Source organism: Chryseobacterium hagamense (assembly GCF_007991455.1).
Classification (GTDB): Bacteria; Bacteroidota; Bacteroidia; order Flavobacteriales; family Weeksellaceae; genus Chryseobacterium; species Chryseobacterium hagamense.
Genome location: NZ_BJYJ01000003.1, coordinates 173,338 through 191,091, shown reverse-complemented (window position 1 = coordinate 191,091; position 17,754 = coordinate 173,338). Strand labels below are relative to the sequence as shown.

14 protein-coding genes are annotated in these 17,754 nt (G+C 44.1%); 9 read left to right on the top strand and 5 right to left on the bottom strand.

Going from position 1 to position 17,754, the window contains the following annotated elements; translation table 11 throughout:
* Positions 1-403 precede the first annotated feature (403 nt).
* The 6 genes from CHA01nite_RS05515 (at position 404) to CHA01nite_RS05490 (ending at position 8,391) form a co-directional block, all read left to right on the top strand.
* Positions 404-1,846, top strand: a complete 1,443-nt coding sequence (locus CHA01nite_RS05515; protein WP_146940311.1) for an alpha-L-fucosidase — start codon at positions 404-406, stop codon at positions 1,844-1,846.
* Positions 1,846-4,503 (top strand): glycoside hydrolase family 3 N-terminal domain-containing protein, encoded by a 2,658-nt coding sequence (locus CHA01nite_RS05510; protein ID WP_146940310.1) that lies wholly within the window; start codon positions 1,846-1,848, stop codon positions 4,501-4,503. The genes CHA01nite_RS05515 and CHA01nite_RS05510 overlap by 1 nt, the downstream gene beginning before the upstream one ends.
* A 100-nt stretch (positions 4,504-4,603) precedes the next feature.
* Positions 4,604-4,867, top strand: a complete 264-nt coding sequence (locus CHA01nite_RS05505; RefSeq protein WP_146940309.1) for a hypothetical protein — start codon at positions 4,604-4,606, stop codon at positions 4,865-4,867.
* Between the two features lie 446 nt (positions 4,868-5,313).
* Positions 5,314-6,702 (top strand): dihydrolipoyl dehydrogenase, encoded by a 1,389-nt coding sequence (gene lpdA / locus CHA01nite_RS05500; protein WP_146940308.1) that lies wholly within the window; start codon positions 5,314-5,316, stop codon positions 6,700-6,702.
* A 35-nt stretch (positions 6,703-6,737) separates the two neighbouring features.
* The gene (locus CHA01nite_RS05495) at positions 6,738-7,352 is read left to right on the top strand and encodes a PH domain-containing protein (RefSeq protein ID WP_146940307.1); all 615 of its coding nucleotides are present in this window, start codon (positions 6,738-6,740) and stop codon (positions 7,350-7,352) included.
* A gap of 232 nt (positions 7,353-7,584) precedes the next feature.
* Complete coding sequence (locus CHA01nite_RS05490; protein ID WP_146940305.1) at positions 7,585-8,391, top strand: patatin-like phospholipase family protein; 807 nt, start codon at positions 7,585-7,587, stop codon at positions 8,389-8,391.
* Positions 8,392-8,525: 134 nt separating this feature from the next.
* On the opposite strand, the gene CHA01nite_RS05485 is transcribed toward CHA01nite_RS05490, so the two are convergent.
* Entirely contained in the window at positions 8,526-8,960 is a 435-nt protein-coding gene (locus tag CHA01nite_RS05485; RefSeq protein WP_146940303.1) for a hypothetical protein, read from the bottom strand.
* A 446-nt stretch (positions 8,961-9,406) separates the two neighbouring features.
* On the opposite strand from CHA01nite_RS05485, the gene CHA01nite_RS05480 reads away from it, so the two are divergent.
* Positions 9,407-11,347 carry an SPFH domain-containing protein gene (locus CHA01nite_RS05480; RefSeq protein ID WP_146940301.1) on the top strand — a complete coding sequence of 647 codons (1,941 nt, stop codon included), beginning with the start codon at positions 9,407-9,409 and terminating at the stop codon, positions 11,345-11,347.
* Positions 11,348-11,677: 330 nt separating this feature from the next.
* Here CHA01nite_RS05480 and CHA01nite_RS05475 read toward each other — a convergent pair whose 3' ends face one another.
* From CHA01nite_RS05475 to ribA, 4 genes are all read right to left on the bottom strand, one after another.
* Positions 11,678-12,373, bottom strand: a complete 696-nt coding sequence (locus CHA01nite_RS05475) for an ABC transporter ATP-binding protein (protein WP_146940299.1) — start codon at positions 12,371-12,373, stop codon at positions 11,678-11,680.
* An 84-nt stretch (positions 12,374-12,457) separates the two neighbouring features.
* On the bottom strand, positions 12,458-13,036 hold the full coding sequence (locus CHA01nite_RS05470; RefSeq protein WP_146940297.1) for a hypothetical protein: 579 nt from the start codon (positions 13,034-13,036) through the stop codon (positions 12,458-12,460).
* Between the two features lie 421 nt (positions 13,037-13,457).
* Entirely contained in the window at positions 13,458-14,909 is a 1,452-nt protein-coding gene (locus CHA01nite_RS05465) for an SDR family oxidoreductase (RefSeq protein WP_146940295.1), read from the bottom strand.
* A 103-nt stretch (positions 14,910-15,012) separates the two neighbouring features.
* The gene (ribA, locus tag CHA01nite_RS05460) at positions 15,013-15,603 is read right to left on the bottom strand and encodes a GTP cyclohydrolase II (protein ID WP_146940293.1); all 591 of its coding nucleotides are present in this window, start codon (positions 15,601-15,603) and stop codon (positions 15,013-15,015) included.
* A 97-nt stretch (positions 15,604-15,700) separates the two neighbouring features.
* Here ribA and CHA01nite_RS05455 point away from each other — a divergent pair, with 97 nt between their 5' ends.
* Both CHA01nite_RS05455 and CHA01nite_RS05450 read left to right on the top strand, forming a co-directional pair.
* A complete protein-coding gene (locus CHA01nite_RS05455; protein ID WP_146940291.1) occupies positions 15,701-16,354 on the top strand; it encodes a TetR family transcriptional regulator C-terminal domain-containing protein in 654 nt (217 codons plus the stop codon).
* Positions 16,355-16,433: 79 nt separating this feature from the next.
* Positions 16,434-17,753: an ABC1 kinase family protein gene (locus tag CHA01nite_RS05450; RefSeq protein ID WP_146940289.1), complete on the top strand. Its 1,320-nt coding sequence runs from the start codon at positions 16,434-16,436 to the stop codon at positions 17,751-17,753.
* The last annotated feature ends 1 nt before the right edge of the window (position 17,754 follow it).

Here is a 17,754-nt window from a genome sequence, read left to right as displayed (position 1 = left end):
TTACATCCTGTTTGTCATTCCGGTTAGGGATCTAAACGTAGTATGAATGAATGTATGAAAAGATTCACATCTGAATTTTTGCGGAAATCGTTTTGTTTTGCGTTTTTATCTCACGCAGATTCTGGAGATCGGGGATGGAGCATAAAAATCTCTGATTTTTTTAACGCTTTTGTGAACTCATCCGGCGTCCGGTTTTTCAGCTTTATTAAACAGCAAGTAAGTCTTTTGAATCTTTTGTGGTTAAAATTTTTGCAGTCGACTGTAAGCTGCAGATCATGATTATCAAAACTATTTTAAAACCTCAGTCTAAATCTCATCTACCTCATACTGCTAAAACCTTATCTATTAAAAAATCGTTTGTGCATTCTTGAAAGGATGATTAAATTAGCAAAAACTTAACTGAATGTTCATCTTACCAAAAACGAAGACTTTACTGCGCTCTTCCTTATTCCTTTCTTCCGCTCTTTTTTCCCAGGCCCACAATGTCTCAGAAGGCTATCAAAAACCGACGGATCCCCTGGTTATACAGAATCTTGAAAACTGGCAGGACCTGAAATTCGGACTTTTTATGCATTGGGGAACGTACAGCCAATGGGGGATTGTGGAAAGCTGGAGCCTTTGCCCGGAAGATGAATCCTGGACCCGGCGGAAGCCGGAACACGGAAAATCGTATTTTGAATATGTGAAGAATTACGAAAACCTTCAGACGACTTTCAATCCGGTGCAGTTCAACCCGCAGAAATGGGCGGATGCTGCAAAAAAAGCGGGGATGAAATATGTGGTTTTTACCACCAAACACCATGACGGTTTTGCCATGTTCGATACCCAAGAGTCGGACTATAAAATAACGTCCGCCAAAACGCCTTTTTCGAAGAATCCGAAGGCGAATGTAACGAAGGAAATTTTCAGCACGTTCAGAAACGAAGGGTTTAAGATCGGGGCTTATTTTTCCAAACCCGACTGGCATTCCGACGATTACTGGTGGTCCTATTTTCCGCCGAAGGACCGTAACGTGAATTATGACCCGAAAAAATATCCCGGACGCTGGGAAAATTTTAAGAAATTTACTTTTAACCAGTTGAATGAGATCACTTCCGGCTATGGCAGGATCGATATCCTCTGGCTCGATGGAGGCTGGGTACGCCCGTTTAATACCATCGATCCGAAGGTGGAATGGCAGAGGACGATCAAAGTGGAACAGGATATCAATATGGATAAGATCGGGACCATGGCCCGTAAAAACCAGCCCGGAATCATTGTGGTGGACCGTACCGTTCCCGGAAAATGGGAAAATTACGTAACGCCGGAACAGGCGGTTCCCGAAAAGGCCCTCGATATTCCGTGGGAGAGCTGCATCACGATGGGCGACTCCTTCTCCTATGTGCCGAACGACAATTATAAATCTTCGCAGAAAATCATTGAAACCCTGGTAAAAATCATTTCCAGGGGTGGAAATTACCTGATGAATATCGCACCCGGTCCGAACGGTGATTATGATCCCGTGGTTTACGAAAGATTAAAGGAAATTTCAGGCTGGATGGATCAGAATCAGTCGGCCGTTTTTGCAACGCGCAGCATTGCGCCTTATCACGACGGTAATTTTTATTATACCCGGAGCAAAGACGGCAAAACGGTGAATGTTTTCCACCTGGATGAAAAAGCAGACTACAGGTCCCCTTCAACCTTACATTTCACCATTCCTGAAAATTGCAACCCGAAATCACTGAAAGTACTGGGGCTGCCGGGAAAAATCCAGTGGAAAAAGACCGGGAGCTCCGTCGATGTTCAGTTGCCCGAGCAGAGAGCCGGATTAAAATATGCCACCGTTATCCAAATCGTTCAGTAATGAAATTGAATTTTACGCTTATCGGAATTTCATTATTGGGTTCCGTATTCATTTCTGCCCAGAAACCTTTGTACAAAGATCCGAAACAGCCGGTGGAAGCCCGGGTTCAGGATCTGCTGAAAAGAATGACACCCGAAGAAAAATTCTGGCAGTGCTTCATGATCCCCGGTGATCTCGATCATGTTCCGGAAGGGCAGTATGCTCACGGAATTTTCGGGCTGCAGGTGAGTGCCGCCAATCAGGGCGGCGGTGCGGCAGGACAGATGCTGACCTATAATGCCAACGAAGATGCAGATAAACTGGCCAGAAAAATCAATGCCATTCAGAAATACTTCATTGAGGAATCCAGACTGGGCATCCCGGTTATTCCTTTTGACGAAGCACTGCACGGACTGGTCCGGGAAGGAGCCACGGCTTTTCCTCAGGCCATCGGTCTTGCCGCAACGTTTAATCCTGAACTGATGAAACAGGTGTCGACGGCCATTGCCAGAGAATCTAAGCTGAGAGGCATCCGGCAGATTCTGACGCCGGTGGTGAATTTAGCGAGCGATGTCCGGTGGGGGAGAACCGAAGAAACCTACGGTGAAGATCCGTTCCTGACTTCGGTGATGGGCGTAAGTTTTGTCAGTTCCTTTGAAAACATGGGCATCATCACCACGCCGAAACACTTCCTGGCCAACGTCGGGGAAGGCGGCCGAGATTCCTATCCGATCCACTGGAGCAGACGATATCTGGAGGAAACACACCTGGTACCGTTTGAAAAAGCTTTCCGTAAGGGAAAAAGCCGGTCGGTCATGACTTCCTACAACCTGCTGGACGGCAGGCCCTCGACGGCCAACTACTGGCTGCTGACGGAAAAACTGAAAAAAGAATGGAATTTCAAAGGCTTTGTCATCAGCGATGCCAGTGCCGTCGGAGGAGCCAATGTGCTGCATTTTACGGCAAAAGATTACGATGATGCTTCGGCGCAGGCCATCAACGCCGGACTGGATGTCATTTTCCAGACCGAATACAAGCACTATCAGCTTTTTATCCCGCCGTTCCTGGACGGGCGGATTTCAAAAGAACGGATTGATGATGCCGTGGCAAGGGTCCTGAGAGCGAAATTTGAACTGGGATTGTTTGAAAACCCTTATGTTTCCGATAAAGACATTCAGGATTTGAAAAAAATCAATCATAAACCGCTGGCTGAAAAGGCGGCTGTTGAATCTTTTGTCCTGCTTCAGAATAATGACAAAACGCTTCCGGTTCCTGAACATGTGAAAAAGATCCTGGTGGTGGGTACCGATGCGGCCGATGCGAGGCTGGGCGGCTATTCCGGTCCGGGAAACAAAAAAGTAAGCATTCTGGAGGGAATCCGTAATTTCGTTAAAAATAAAAATGTTGAAATCAACTATTCAAAAGGAATAGACTGGAACCTGAAAAAGTTTGTGACCGTTCCTACTGATTTCTTATCCTCCGGAAATAAAAAAGGATTGCTTGGAAAATATTTTGCCAATCCGGATTTAACGGGAAATCCTGCTTTTGAAAAACAGGACGGACAGCTGAATTTCAAATGGACCTTATATTCGCCGGATCCTGACAAGTTGCAGCCTGATAATTACAGCGTGCGCTGGACCGGAAAGCTTCAGGCACCGGAATCAGGAAAATACCAGCTGGGCCTTCGGGGAAACGATGGTTTCCGATTGTACCTCAACGGAAAATTACTGATTGATCACTGGGAAAAACTGAGCTATTCCACCAGGACTGCCGATCTTGATTTTGTTAAAGGACAATCTTATGACCTTGCCGTAGAATTCCATGAAAACAGGGGCGGGGCGAATATCGAGCTCATCTGGAATTACGGGTTGAATGAGTATCAGAAAGATTATGATGAAGCTTTGAAACAGGCCCGAAATGCCGATTATATTATGGTAACCGCCGGGATCCATGAAGGGGAATTCCAGGACCGCTCGTCGTTAAGTCTGCCGGGAAACCAAGAAGCTTTTATTCACGACGTTTCAAAACTGAATAAGCCGGTTGCTGTAGTATTGGTCGGCGGTTCTGCGATTAAAACAACGCATTGGAAAGATGAGGTCGGGGCCATTCTCGATATCTGGTACCCGGGGGAAGAAGGAGGAAATGCCGTGGCCAAAGTGTTGTTCGGTGCCGAAAACCCGTCCGGGAAACTGCCGGTGACTTTTCCGGTGGAAGAAGGGCAGCTGCCTTTATCCTACAACCACCATCCGACCGGAAGAGGAAATGATTATTACGATCTGAGCGGCGAACCGTTGTACCCGTTCGGCTTTGGGCTAAGCTATACGACTTTTGAGATTTCGGGACTGGAATTAAATCAGTCAGCTTATTCCGCCAACGATACAATCATAGCTAAAGTAAATATAAAAAATACAGGTTCAAAAGCAGGAAGCGAAGTGGTGCAATTGTATGTGAAAGACCTGCTGGCTTCGGTTTCAAGACCTGTTATCGAACTGAAAGGCTTTCAGAAAGTCTATTTAAAACCGGGAGAATCAAAACAGGTTTCCATTGAAGTCCCGGTGAAAGAACTGGAATTTCCGGACGAAAAGATGAACCGGACCGTCGAAAAAGGGACATACCGGATTTTGGTCGGAAACTCCTCGAAGAACCTTCCGCTGAAACAGAATATCGAAATCAGATAGTCCTGAAAATATGGTATGATATCTGCTGATCATTGACTGAGAACGGAGTGAAATTAATGGAGCATCATTTACATTAAAATCATTCGGAAAAAAGTACATCATGAAAAAGTTTTTAATATCAACCGTCATTTTGCTGGGATTATCGATGAATGCTTACGGACAGCGACGTCCCCCGGTACCGCCACACCCTTCAAAAGGCCAGCTTACCAGCAGCAAATCCCAGGAGCTGGCACAGAGATACAACCGGGAGAAAAAGCTGATCCTGAACCATCCGCTGGCCACAAAAAAAATGAAGCGGGACCAGCTGAGAGCATTGAATGAAAGGTATGCCAATGAAAAGCGCCTGCTGAGAAGCGCAAGGTAGCATCAACCCTTTATCCTGATACATAAAAAAGCCTGTTACAATCCTTTGGAACAGGCTTTTTACATTTCTTTTTTTCTAAAAAGCGTTAGCCTTTGACCATCTTTTTCTGCCTGAATTAGAATAAGGTAAATTCGATTACATTTAGTTTATATTCTGCCGGTTATCAGCGTAGAAAGTAAAAGTCAGATTACTAAAGAAGACATCCGGTAAATCCCTCTTTGTTAAAGTGAAAAATAATTTCTTGTGATGATTATTACCTTTGATTATCATACTGACACAGGGAACTTCCGGCATCCGGCTTCCTACTTCCGGCCTGCTAACCTGATTCCATTTAAAATACCTTCCTTCTTTTTAAAACCATCCCGGAAATTCACGGCCTGCCAATTTTTAAGGAATGTGCCTTTTCCGATATTTTTCCTTAAATTCGCATAAAAATTTTTATTATAATGAACTACGATATTATTGTCATCGGAAGTGGTCCTGGTGGATATGTTACAGCGATCAGAGCAGCACAGTTGGGTTTCAAAACTGCCATTATCGAGAAAGAAAACCTGGGAGGGATCTGCCTGAACTGGGGATGTATTCCGACAAAAGCTTTGTTAAAATCTGCACAGGTTTTTCATTATATCAACCACGCTGAGGATTACGGACTGAATAAAGTGGAAGGAACTTTCGAATTCCCGAACGTGATCCAGAGAAGCCGTGGCGTAGCCAACAAAATGAGCAAAGGGATCGAATTCCTGATGAAGAAAAATAAGATCGATGTGATCATGGGAACCGCAAAGGTTCAGAAAGGGAAAAAAGTTTCCGTTACCGATAAGGAAGGAAAAACCACCGAATATACCGGAACGCACATCATCATCGCTACCGGAGCCCGTTCAAGAGAATTACCGAACCTGCCGCAGGACGGTAAAAAAGTAATCGGATACCGACAGGCCCTTTCTCTTCCGGAACAGCCGAAATCAATGATTGTTGTAGGTTCAGGAGCCATCGGGGTAGAATTTGCCGATTTCTATAATACGATGGGAACCAAAGTTACCGTTGTGGAATTCATGCCGAACATCGTGCCGGTAGAAGATGAGGAAATCTCCAAGCACCTTGAAAAATCCCTGAAAAAGACCGGCATCGAGATTATGACCAATGCTTCCGTAGAAAGCGTGGATACCAGCGGAGAGGGCGTAAAAGCAACGGTAAAGACAGCCAAAGGGAACATTACCCTGGAAGCGGATATTTTACTTTCTGCCGTAGGGATCGCTGCCAACATCGAGAACATCGGTCTTGAAGAAGTGGGCATCCAGACGGATAAAGGAAGAGTACTGGTAAACGAATGGTACGAAACTTCAGTTCCGGGTTACTATGCCATCGGAGACCTGATCCCAACTCAGGCTCTGGCACACGTTGCTTCTGCGGAAGGAATCACGTGCGTTGAGAAAATCAAGGGAATGCATGTGGAGAAGATCGATTACGGCAACATTCCGGGATGTACCTACTGTCACCCTGAGGTAGCATCGGTAGGCCTTACGGAAAAGCAGGCTAAAGAAAAAGGATACGAAATCAAAGTAGGGAAGTTCCCTCTTTCTGCCAGCGGAAAAGCGACAGCTAACGGAAATACCGACGGTTTCATCAAAGTGATTTTCGATGCGAAATACGGTGAGTGGTTAGGCTGCCACATGATCGGCGAAGGCGTTACCGATATGGTGGCTGAAGCGGTGGTAGCCAGAAAGCTTGAAACCACAGGTCACGAAATCATCAAATCCATCCACCCTCACCCGACGGTTTCCGAAGCCATTATGGAAGCGGCAGCGGCGGCTTACGGTGAAGTGATCCACATTTAAAAAATACCTGAACTAATAATTAAATACCAAAATCGATGTTTAAAAAACTGGCGGCAGAAGCACTGGGACTGGGAGATATCGGAAAAATCATTTCTTCTCAGGATTACGATAAAGTAGATTCTGACGATTACATCCTGTCTGAAGACAATGAGAAAATTTTCTTCCTGATTAAATCCAGAAGGGACGAATACTGTTTTACCAACAGGGCCCTGATCCATATCGACGGAGCAAGTGCTCTGGATAAAAAAAGAGTCCTGAAAAGATACGAATACTATCAGTTTCCGTTTTCCAATATCGCTTTGCAAACGGCGGGAACCATTGACCTGGATGTGGAGATTTCATTCAATATCGGTAATGTTCCGATGATGATCAGCGTGGCAAAAGGTCAGATCGATCAGCTGAAAGACCTGTATAAGGCATTGCTGGCGATTCAGCAGGAAGTTCACCACAACCATTCGCTGTTGAATTTCTCGAACGACAGCATCCAGAAAGCCATTACTTCAGTGGCTTCAGGAAAGCAGGAAAATGTTTCGAAAAGCCAGGAATTAAGAGCCATCAACGAGTATATTTTCGCCTGGAATACCACCAGCTTTGATAAATACAATCAGAAAGATTTCTCAAGGATTTTCGAGAAGTATCTTAATAATTAGAATCATATTTTCAAATACCTGAGCCCGGAACTTCCGGGCTTTTTTAATGCTTAAACAGGAATTAAGTTGAGCTCATATTATTTCAGTTATAAAAACTTCCGGCATCCAACATCCTTCTTCCCGCCTTTCGACCCGTATTAATCTAATTTTTATTTGTGTTAAAAAATGGCAAAATCACGGGATCTGGAAAAATGTGACTTATTCTTTTGTTCTGTTTTCTTATATTTATTCCATGAATTCTGAGAAAGTAGGACTGGTCTTATCCGGAGGCGGAACCAAAGGCATTGCGCATGCCGGGGTTTTAAAATTCTTAGCCGAAAAAAATATTGCTGCTGATGTACTGTCGTGCTGCAGCGCAGGTTCCATCGTCGGATGCATGTATGCCATCGGTAAAAAACCGGAAGAAATCATGGAATTTTTCAGTTCGATCTATTTTTTCAACTGGAAACATTTTGCTTTCAATCAGCCCGGATTGGTTTCATCCGTAATTTTCAGGAACTACCTGAATCCTGTTTTTGGAGAGATGAAGCTCGGCGACCTGGATAAAGAAGTGAAAATCGTAGCAACGGAACTGGTGGGCGGCACCGAGAAGATTTTCGATAATAACTTTAAAGTGGTGGATGCAATTATCGCTTCGTGCTCTATCCCCGGTGTCACAACGCCTTACATCATCGATGATGAAATGTACTGCGACGGCGGCGTGCTGAATAATTTTCCGGCAGACATCATCCGGAAAGACTGCGATAAACTGATCGGCGTTTTCGTCTCACCGCCCCATGACATCAAGATCAGTGACCTGAAATCCATCAAAGCCATTGTTTCCCGATCCTATGACCTGTTGTCCTACCGCATTGAGAAAATAAAGTTCGACCACTGCGACTGGTTTATTTCCTCCCAGGAACTATCCACCTACGGCACTTTTGAAAGACGAAAAGACCGCCTCGAACAGATTTTCAACATCGGCTACCACGCGGCAAAAGACAGTTTTGATGAAAGCCGGTTTTATAATGTGCTGAAAGAAGAAGAACGAATCGTTTGAGGATCAATGGTGAATGGTGAATCCGCTTCGCTTGCCAATTCTTCCTTTTAACGATTGATCATTGATCTGCTTTAGCAAAATTCACAATAAAAATTCCCGGCTTTAAAGCCAGGAATCTATATTCACTGTCGGTTTTAATTTTTAACAACATATCCGTCCTGGTTGACGACCGTTTTACCATTTTGATCCGTTACCATTAACGTATACGGTGCTTTCTTGGCTGAATCGGTTAAATAATTTCTCCAGATCTGGTAAGTATAACCGTTGTTGCTGAATTCGTAATAATAGTTTCCGCCGGTACCGTCCGGGATCAGTTCGCCGTTTGATATAATCATGCTCGGCTTGGAGGTTACCTTTCCGTTAACTCCCCAGGCCTGATACAGGTAATTTCCGTCCGGCTGCTGGTCAATCTTTATTTTAAACTTTTTGGTTTTGATAATAACGGACTTCGGAACTCTTTCCTTCTGGTAATTTACTTTTGAAACCGGTGCTTCGTTAACAATGGTATTAGCATTCATCAGTGAAAACTGGGCTACACAAAAAATACCCAATGCAATTTTTTTGATCATCTTTTTAATGGTAATGGTTAGGGTAAAATTTTATCAAATTTAAAGCCAGAATCGCGGTGCTCCTGTTCATTTTTCTGCTTGTTTTTTATTAAAATATCCTAATTTTAAATAGATAAACTGAGTAAACCGTAAAATAATTAAATTGATTATCAATAATTTGTGTTATCCATTGGAAAATATTTAAAATTTTTTCAGCAACTGATTATTTTTCTTGCGTACATTTGTACAGCAAAAGGATCTCTTTCCTTTATGATCTAAATGAAACTCATTAACTTTAAGTTTTTTCTATTAAAAGTATCAGAAATCATCTTCACGATTTTTAATACTTCTCCACCTGCACTTTCTTAATTTTTTAAAAGAATTATCATATAATTCGTACCCTGTTTTCAAGTTCTGAAAAAACAGGGCAACTTTCCCGTTTTCACTTTTAATCAAAAACAAAAACTATGGAATTAAGTTTTCATGGCTGGATGATTCCGGCCGTCATCGCATTGGTGTGCGTTATTTTTTACAAATTTATCTTAAGAATTTTCTTCGGTCTTGTGATTGTTCCCCAGGACAGGATCGGCCTGGTTACCAAAAAATTTGTGCTCGTCGGTAAGCAGGAATTACCGGAAGGCCGGATTATTGCTACCAACGGAGAGGCCGGTTTCCAGGCACAGACCCTGGCGCCGGGCGTCTATTTTGGCAAATGGATCTGGCAGTATTCCATCGATTTCCAGCCCTTTACCGTGATCCCGACCGGCAAAATAGGATTGCTTCTGGCCAAAGACGGGGTAGAGCTGGAAACCGGAAGGATCTTAGCAAGAAAAGTAGACTGTGATTCCTTTCAGGATGCCGAAGCTTTTCTGAAAAACGGCGGCCGGAAAGGAAGACAGACCGCCATCATCGCACCGGGATCATACCGGATCAATACCCTGCTTTTTGAAATCGAACTGACGGATATGACGCAGATTCCCGATAACGCTGTGGGAATCATCACCACGATGGAAGGAAGTCCGCTGGAAGAAGGGCAGATCGCAGGAAAGATCATCCATGGACACAACAAATTCCAGGATGTCGACACTTTTCTGAACAGCGGCGGTTACAAAGGCCTTCAGGAACAGGTAATCCTGGCAGGTTCTTACTTCCTGAATCCATGGTTCACCAAGGTGGAAATGGTGAAAATGACGGAAATCCCGATCGGGCATGTAGGCGTCATCATCAGCTATGTAGGAGAAGACGGAAAAGATCTGAGCGGTGTGGATTTTAAACATGGAAATATCGTGGAAAAAGGGCATAAAGGGGTCTGGGCAGAACCGATAGGACCGGGAAAATACCCGATCAACCCATACATCATGAAAGTGGAGCTGGTTCCGACCACCAACCTGGTGCTGAACTGGGCTTATGAAAGAAGCGAGTCCCATCAGCTCGATAAAAACCTTTCTACCATCACCGTACGGAGTAAAGACGGTTTCCCGTTCAACCTGGATGTTTCCCAGATCATCCATATTCCGACCTACGAAGCCCCGAAAGTGATTGCGCGTTTCGGAAACATGATTAACCTGGTAAGTCAGGTGCTGGAACCGACGATCGGAAACTACTTCAGGAATTCGGCGCAGGACAGCGACGTGATTGCTTTTCTCGGAAGCCGTAAGGAAAGGCAGCAGTCGGCCAAAGACCATATCAGCAGCGTGCTGGAACAGTACAATGTAAATGCCGTCGATACGCTGATCGGAGCCATTGTTCCTCCTGAAAGCCTGATGAAGACACTGACCGACCGTAAGCTGGCCGAGGAGCAGAAAATCACCTACGAAACCGAGATGCTTGCCCAGGAAACCCGGCAGGCTCTGGAGAAAGAAACGGCAGTGGCCGATATGCAGAAAGAAATCGTAAAAGCTGACCAGGGCGTACTGATCGCGGAAAGAATTGCCGATGCTTCCGTAAAAAAAGCCACGGGTGATGCCAATTCGGTAAGGCTGCAGGCAACAGCGGAAGGGGACCGGCTGAAACTTCTGGCTACCGGGGAAGCAGAAAAAACCAGGCTCCTTGCCAAAGCGGAATCTGAAAAGATAGAATGGCTGGCCAAAGCAAGTGCCGAACAGATCTCCCTCACGGGGAATGCGGAAGCGGAAAAGATTCTGGCCATCGGGAAATCCAATGCCGAATCCTATAAACTGTCGGTGGAAGCCATGGGCGGAAACAATTTTACCCAGCTGAAAATCATGGAAAATATTGCCAGCCAGAAGGTAAGGATTATGCCGGAAGTTCTGATCGGCGGTAACGGTGATGCGGCAAACGGCGGAATCAGCGGGCTTCTGGGGCTTCAGCTTCTGGAACAGGTGCAGATGAAAAATGCAGCAGCAACTCCTTTGGTAATTGAAGAAAAGCCGGAGGGCAATGTTTAATTATATTTAAAATAAGATTAATGATTGCCATTATTCAGCTTTTAATCGCGGTGCTGACGGTCTTTCTTGTTGTTTTTTCGTCACTCCACATCCGCAACAAAATATCGGGAAAAAAATCTGCAGTTTACTATGAAATTATTATAATCAACCTTATTTTGATTTTGCAGCTGGCCTGCATCCGTAGGCAATTGATTAAAAATGAAATGTCAGAAAATATAAAAACAACGGAAATAATCCACAGAAAGCCTGCCTTTTGAGCAAAAAGTGTATCTGATGTGGGAAAATCTAAAACCTCACAGGTTTCCGAAACCTGTGAGGTTTATATATAAATTAAGCCGTATAACTTGCAAAAGCTTCCTCAAGGCTTTCAAATTTTCCTTTGAATTCGCCGATCGGGCAATCCTGGAGGATATTGCCTTTGTGGATCAGGATAACGCGGGAGCAGAGCGCTTCCACTTCCTGCATGATGTGGGTGGAAAGCAACACGGTTTTCTGCCGGCCGATTTCTTTTACCACATTCCGGATCTCAATAATCTGGTTGGGATCGAGGCCGTTGGTCGGCTCATCAAGGATCAGAAGGTCCGGCTGGTGGATAATGGCCTGGGCCAGTCCGACCCTCTGTTTGTACCCTTTGGAAAGCTGCCCGATTTTCTTGGACTTTTCCGGGGTAATGCCTACCAGTTCGATCACTTCATCCACTCTGGATTCCGGGATTTTATGGATGTTGGCCACAAACATCAAATATTCCTTGATATACATTTCAAGGTACAACGGATTATTTTCCGGAAGAAAGCCGATTTTTTTCTTACTTGCAATTTCATGATCCGTAATATTCTGTCCGTTAAAAATAATTTCACCTTCATCAATTTTCAGGGCACCGACAATTGATTTCATCAGGGTGGATTTTCCGGCACCATTCGGGCCCAGGAGACCGATGATTTCATTGTTTTCAATGGAAATGTTAATGTTGTTCAGCGCGGTCTGCTCACCGAATTGTTTGGTCAGGTTATGGATTTGAAGAGGCATAATGTCGTAACGATCTTTTTGCAAAAATAAAATAAAAAAACTCATCCAGATGAATGAGTTCAGTAATATTTCAAAATGTTTGATTTATTTTCGGGGCTTCCGGCTGCCGTTGGAAACCGGAGCTGCTGAAGAAGCCTGGGTGGCCGCCTGCTGATTATTTATATTGCTGTTATTGTTATGAATATTGTTCATCGTTGCCGGCTTGTCATAAAGCGCAGCCTTCCCGTTGGTCTTTCCGAAGATTTTGTCAACCTGTTTCTTGTTCAGGAACTGTGATTTTCCTACATACTTCCTGTTCTTGTTGATGTACTGGATAAACTGTACGGTGGGTGTACCGTAATTTTTTTCAAAATGCAGTTCGATGATGTCGCTGGGAAGTTCGAGAACGATATTGCTTTCGGGCGTATCGATAAATCCGTTGGCGATCAGTTCATACAGCCCTGCAACATCCTTGTTCAGGTTCTGAAAAGAAAAAGACCGGAAGGTGTTGAGATTAGCCGTATTAAGATCCTGGTAATTCACGGTGAAACGGTCGTCTTTTTTATATAAACCTACGGAATTGTCTTTGCCGATTTCCACTAAAGTCTCATTCTTCAGCACCTTGATCTGTGCAAAAGCTGAAATTCCGAACAGGCACGTAAAGAGTAGAACTATTTTTTTCATAAGCTGGTTTTAATGTTTTTACAATCAAATTTCCGGAATAAGTAAAACGTGGTATACGGCTACTTATTACTTTAAAGCAAATGTAACAAAATTTTTTTTACAAAAAAGGCTGCATCATAGATGTTATTTATTCTTTACATGGTGATTTATAGTAAATATTTGACTGTGAATATTTTATTAACAGGGCTTGTATGAGGCTGTATCCTATCGGTAACGCGTAAAATAAATTTTGTTCGTATACTAAGTGTTTGGAAATCAATATCTAGTGATTTATTTGAACATCAGAAAATTTTTTATTTAAAATAAATGTTAATTCTTTACAGGATCCGGTAACATGGTATTAATAAATGAAATAAAAATTAATATGAGTGTCAAAAATTAAATGAAAGCCCGGGAATGTTAAATTAAATGTGCCGGGATTTTATGGAGTTTCAGGAGGTCGTTGCGGATGGGCAAGTTTGCGTACCATCCCTTTAAAAATAATTCCGTGGAACGGCAGAACGGAATACCAGTAAAGCCTTCCGCTGAGTCCGTGCGGGCGGAACACCGCCTTCTGCCAAAGCTTGCCTTTATGTACTTTAAACATCAGCCATGCTTCTCCCGGAAGCTTCATTTCGGCAAAGAGGATCAGCTTGCCTTCTTTTTTATCGGCATGCAGTACCCGCCAGAAATCCAGCGCATCACCTTCATGGAGCTGGGTGGAACTGGTCCGGCCTCTTCTTAACCCCGGCCCGCCCACCAGCAGATCCAGAAAGCCCCGTATTTTCCAGAGGCTTTGTCCGTACCACCCGTTGGCTCCGCCCAGGGCAAAGACACGGTCAAGGCATTTTTCGCGGTCGTCATATTCGGCAGAGCGCAGATCCGTAAAACATCCGTATTTTGGAACATCAAGGTAGTCTTTGAGGCTGGAATCGCTGCGGCTGCTGATGAAACTGTCTTTCCAGCTCGATGCAATCTCGTTATCCTGAATTTTTGCCAGGGTCCTCCGGATCGCCGTGTCATAAGAAAAGGGCTGTACGCCGGTAATTTCTTTTATTTCTCTGAGGCTTTCAGGTCTGCAGACCACTTCGATCTTCATGCTTCCTACCAGTGCCTGGGCAAGGTTATACGAAGTAGACGTAATGAAATATAACCAGTAGGAAGACAGTTTCGGGGTCATCACAGGTAAGGTAATGATCGTTCTCTTCAACCCGCGGATCTTTGCCAGTTCCAGAAGCATTTCTTTGTAGGTAAGGACATTGTCGCACCCGATATCGAAATTTTTATGGTAAGCCTGTTTTTTGAATAAGGTGAAGATCAAAAAATCCAGCACATTGGCGATGCCGATCGGCTGGCACCGGGTGTGAAGCCATTTCGGGGCGACCATTACCGGCAGCTTTTCCACCAGGTCGCGGATGATCTCAAAAGAGGCACTTCCGGACCCGATAATAATCCCCGCCCGTAAAACAGTTGCCGGAACTTTGCATTCCATCAGGATTTTTTCCACTTCAAAACGGGAACTCAGATGCGCCGAAAGATGTTTCTCGTTCACCAGGCCGGAAAGGTAAATGATGTGTTCGCAATCCGTTTTTTCAATAAATTCCGAAAAATTAACGGCACATTGTTTTTCCGACTCCGCATAATCGTTGCTGTTGCTCATGGAATGCATCAGATAATAGGCCCCGGAAATATCCTTCGGAATGTTTTCCAGGGTTTCGGGCTTCAGGAAATCCACTTCCACCACTTCGATCTGGGCATCGTCGATATCCACGCTTTTCGAGAAACGTCCGGCATCCCTGCAGCAGCAGATGACCTGGTAACCCTGTGCCGCAATAACGTTAATCATCCGTTTGCCGATATAACCGGTAGCCCCGGTGAGCAGAATTTTTTTCATAAAATTTGGATTGGTTGGCCGGAAGTCAGCAATCTGTTGTTGATCAGTCAATTTAAATTAGCTGTAAACAGATCATCCGGATTTCTTTCAGCTAATGAGAAAATTATACCTTTTCCAGCAGATGCCCGAAATAATCTTTCTTTTTACTCAGATAGCCTTCGTTGGTTTCATTCGATTCAATTTCAAGAGGGATTCTTTGGTTTAATTTAATCCCGCTGTTCTCCAGGGCTCTCAGTTTTTCCGGATTATTGGTCATCAGGTTGATCTCTTTTATGTTCAGGAGATCCAGCATTTCCACAGCAACGCCAAAGTCACGGCCATCTGCCGGTAATCCCAGCTTCAGGTTGGCTTCCACCGTATCGAAACCCTTTTCCTGCAATGCATAAGCTCTCAACTTATTGATGATCCCGATGTTGCGGCCTTCCTGCCGTAGGTAAATGATCATCCCGCCGTTCTCCGACATATACTTCATAGAGGCATCCAGCTGCTGTCCGCATTCACATTTTCTGGAATGGAACACTTCGCCGGTAATGCATTCCGAATGAAAACGGACATTCACGGTTTTGCTGAAATCCGTAGGTTCTGCAACCCATACCAGATGCGGGTTCCAGTCGTCCTCATGTTCGGAAAATGCATAAACACTGAATGTTCCGAAGTCGGTAGGGATGTTTGATTGTGCCTGTATCGCTAACATAATTCAAAAATTAAATAGTTTATATAGTACAAATTTATACTTTATTTCAATTGAAAATAAAATTAATTACTAAATTTGTTTATAAATAAATTCTATCATGCAAGAACAAACCCCTCTTACCCAGGAAAAAATATTTGAACAGTACGGAGACTACCTTTTGAACCATGGCGAACGGCCGAAGAACGTTTATCTCTTTGCTAAAGATAACGGTTTTGAAGAAAAGGAATTTTACCATTTCTTCTCCGGATTCGATCAGATCGAGAAAGAAATGCTGGATCATCTGTTCAGGAAATCCCTGGAGCTCGCGGAAGAAGTAAATGCCTCACCTGAAATATTAACGAAGGAAAAACTCCTGAACGTCTATTTCATTTTCTTTGAAAACCTGACGATAAACCGTTCATTGGTACTGTCGATTTTAGGAACGGCGAAAGCTCAGGAAATCCAGGTCCTCCAGAATTTACGGAGAACCCACCGTCGGTTTGTTGCCACCCTCGATTTCAATGAATGGGAAATGATTGAAAAAGCAAAGCAGGACCTCAGGAGATTCAATGAAAAGGCCAGACAGGAAACCCTGTGGCTGCATTTTGTTTCGGCCATCGATTTCTGGAAAAAGGATACCTCGCCGGATTTTGAAAAGACCGATATTTTTGTCGAGAAGACCATTGATACAGGTTTTGAACTGATAGAGAATGAGCCGTTGAGGAAAGTCATTGACCTGGGCAAATTCCTTTGGAAAGAAAAGTTCAGATAGTTGCTTGAAGCTTTTGGCGGCTTGCTGACGGCTTTGGATGACCATGGCGGACTTTGTATTAAACACCTAAAATTTAAAAATGAAAACATTAGATAAAATCCCGACCGGGAAAATTGAACGCACCGGCAGCCTTCTGAAAGCAGGGGCAAAAGTCGGTGTCAATTACCTGAAATATTACGGGAACAAAATAACAAAAGATGAAGGGGAAGCCCGGAAAATCCTGAATGAAGACAATGCATCGGATATTTACGACTCCCTGAAAGAACTGAAAGGTTCCGCACTGAAGGTAGCCCAGATGCTGAGTATGGAAAAGAATATCCTGCCGGTGGAATACGTGGAGAAGTTTTCACTGTCGCAGTTTTCCGTTCCGCCGTTGTCCGGAGCACTGGTAAAAAAGACGTTCAGGAAATATTTCGGGAAAAACCCGGAAGCGATTTTTGATGAATTTTCCCAGGAATCCGTCAATGCTGCCAGCATCGGGCAGGTTCATAAAGCCAGGAAAGGAGATCAGAACCTGGCAGTAAAGATCCAGTATCCCGGCGTGAGGGAAAGTATTTCCAGCGATCTGAAAATGGTGAAGCCCATCGCGATGAAAATGTTCAACATTAAAAAGGAAGGGTCGGAAGCTTATTTCCAGGAAGTGGAGGACAAGCTTTTTGAGGAAACCGATTATAACCTGGAACTGAAACGCAGCCAGCTGTTTGCCGCTGCCTGCCGCCACCTTCCGAATGTCCGGTTCCCCGATTATTACCCTGAATATTCGTGCGAGAAGATCATCACCATGGACTGGATGTCCGGGATCCATTTTTCGGAATTTACCAAAAAGCAGAATACTCCGGAGGATTTGAATAAAATAGGGCAAACCTTATGGGATTTCTATATGTACCAGATGCACATCCTGAAAAAAGTACATGCCGATCCGCATCCGGGCAATTTCCTGGTTTCGGACGATGTTCAGCTTTCGGTGATTGATTTCGGCTGTATCAAGGAGATTCCGGAAGACTTCTATGTGCCGTACTTTGAGCTTGCCAGAGAAGAAAACCTTAAAAATCCTGAAATTTTCAGAGAGAAACTGTTTACCCTGGAAATTCTGCGGGAAGAAGATACGCCGAAGGAAAAAGAGTTTTTTGCCAAATTGTTTTATGAGCTGCTGGAACTGTTTACCCGGCCTTTCAATCAGGAGGAATTCGATTTTTCAGATGAAGGCTTCTTCCATGAAATCGCAGATCTGGGCCAGCGGTATTCCAAAATCAGCGATATGAAAGGCATGAATACCAACCGCGGTTCGCGGCATTTTATTTACCTGAACCGGACCTTCTTCGGACTGTACAATATGATGCACGACCTGAAAGCAAAAGGGATCAGGATCAACAACTTCAGAAATTTTATAAAACCTTAAT

What these genes read in the sequence shown, in the direction of transcription:
- CHA01nite_RS05490 (WP_146940305.1), top strand. Translation starts at nt 7,585, where the DNA reads ATGAATTCTGAGAAAGTAGGACTGGTCTTATCCGGAGGCGGAACCAAA.
- CHA01nite_RS05515 (WP_146940311.1), top strand. Translation starts at nt 404, where the DNA reads ATGTTCATCTTACCAAAAACGAAGACTTTACTGCGCTCTTCCTTATTC.
- lpdA (WP_146940308.1), top strand. Translation starts at nt 5,314, where the DNA reads ATGAACTACGATATTATTGTCATCGGAAGTGGTCCTGGTGGATATGTT.
- CHA01nite_RS05455 (WP_146940291.1), top strand. Translation starts at nt 15,701, where the DNA reads ATGCAAGAACAAACCCCTCTTACCCAGGAAAAAATATTTGAACAGTAC.
- CHA01nite_RS05480 (WP_146940301.1), top strand. Translation starts at nt 9,407, where the DNA reads ATGGAATTAAGTTTTCATGGCTGGATGATTCCGGCCGTCATCGCATTG.
- ribA (WP_146940293.1), bottom strand. Translation starts at nt 15,603, where the DNA reads ATGTTAGCGATACAGGCACAATCAAACATCCCTACCGACTTCGGAACA.
- CHA01nite_RS05485 (WP_146940303.1), bottom strand. Translation starts at nt 8,960, where the DNA reads ATGATCAAAAAAATTGCATTGGGTATTTTTTGTGTAGCCCAGTTTTCA.
- CHA01nite_RS05510 (WP_146940310.1), top strand. Translation starts at nt 1,846, where the DNA reads ATGAAATTGAATTTTACGCTTATCGGAATTTCATTATTGGGTTCCGTA.
- CHA01nite_RS05470 (WP_146940297.1), bottom strand. Translation starts at nt 13,036, where the DNA reads ATGAAAAAAATAGTTCTACTCTTTACGTGCCTGTTCGGAATTTCAGCT.
- CHA01nite_RS05450 (WP_146940289.1), top strand. Translation starts at nt 16,434, where the DNA reads ATGAAAACATTAGATAAAATCCCGACCGGGAAAATTGAACGCACCGGC.
- CHA01nite_RS05505 (WP_146940309.1), top strand. Translation starts at nt 4,604, where the DNA reads ATGAAAAAGTTTTTAATATCAACCGTCATTTTGCTGGGATTATCGATG.
- CHA01nite_RS05495 (WP_146940307.1), top strand. Translation starts at nt 6,738, where the DNA reads ATGTTTAAAAAACTGGCGGCAGAAGCACTGGGACTGGGAGATATCGGA.
- CHA01nite_RS05475 (WP_146940299.1), bottom strand. Translation starts at nt 12,373, where the DNA reads ATGCCTCTTCAAATCCATAACCTGACCAAACAATTCGGTGAGCAGACC.
- CHA01nite_RS05465 (WP_146940295.1), bottom strand. Translation starts at nt 14,909, where the DNA reads ATGAAAAAAATTCTGCTCACCGGGGCTACCGGTTATATCGGCAAACGG.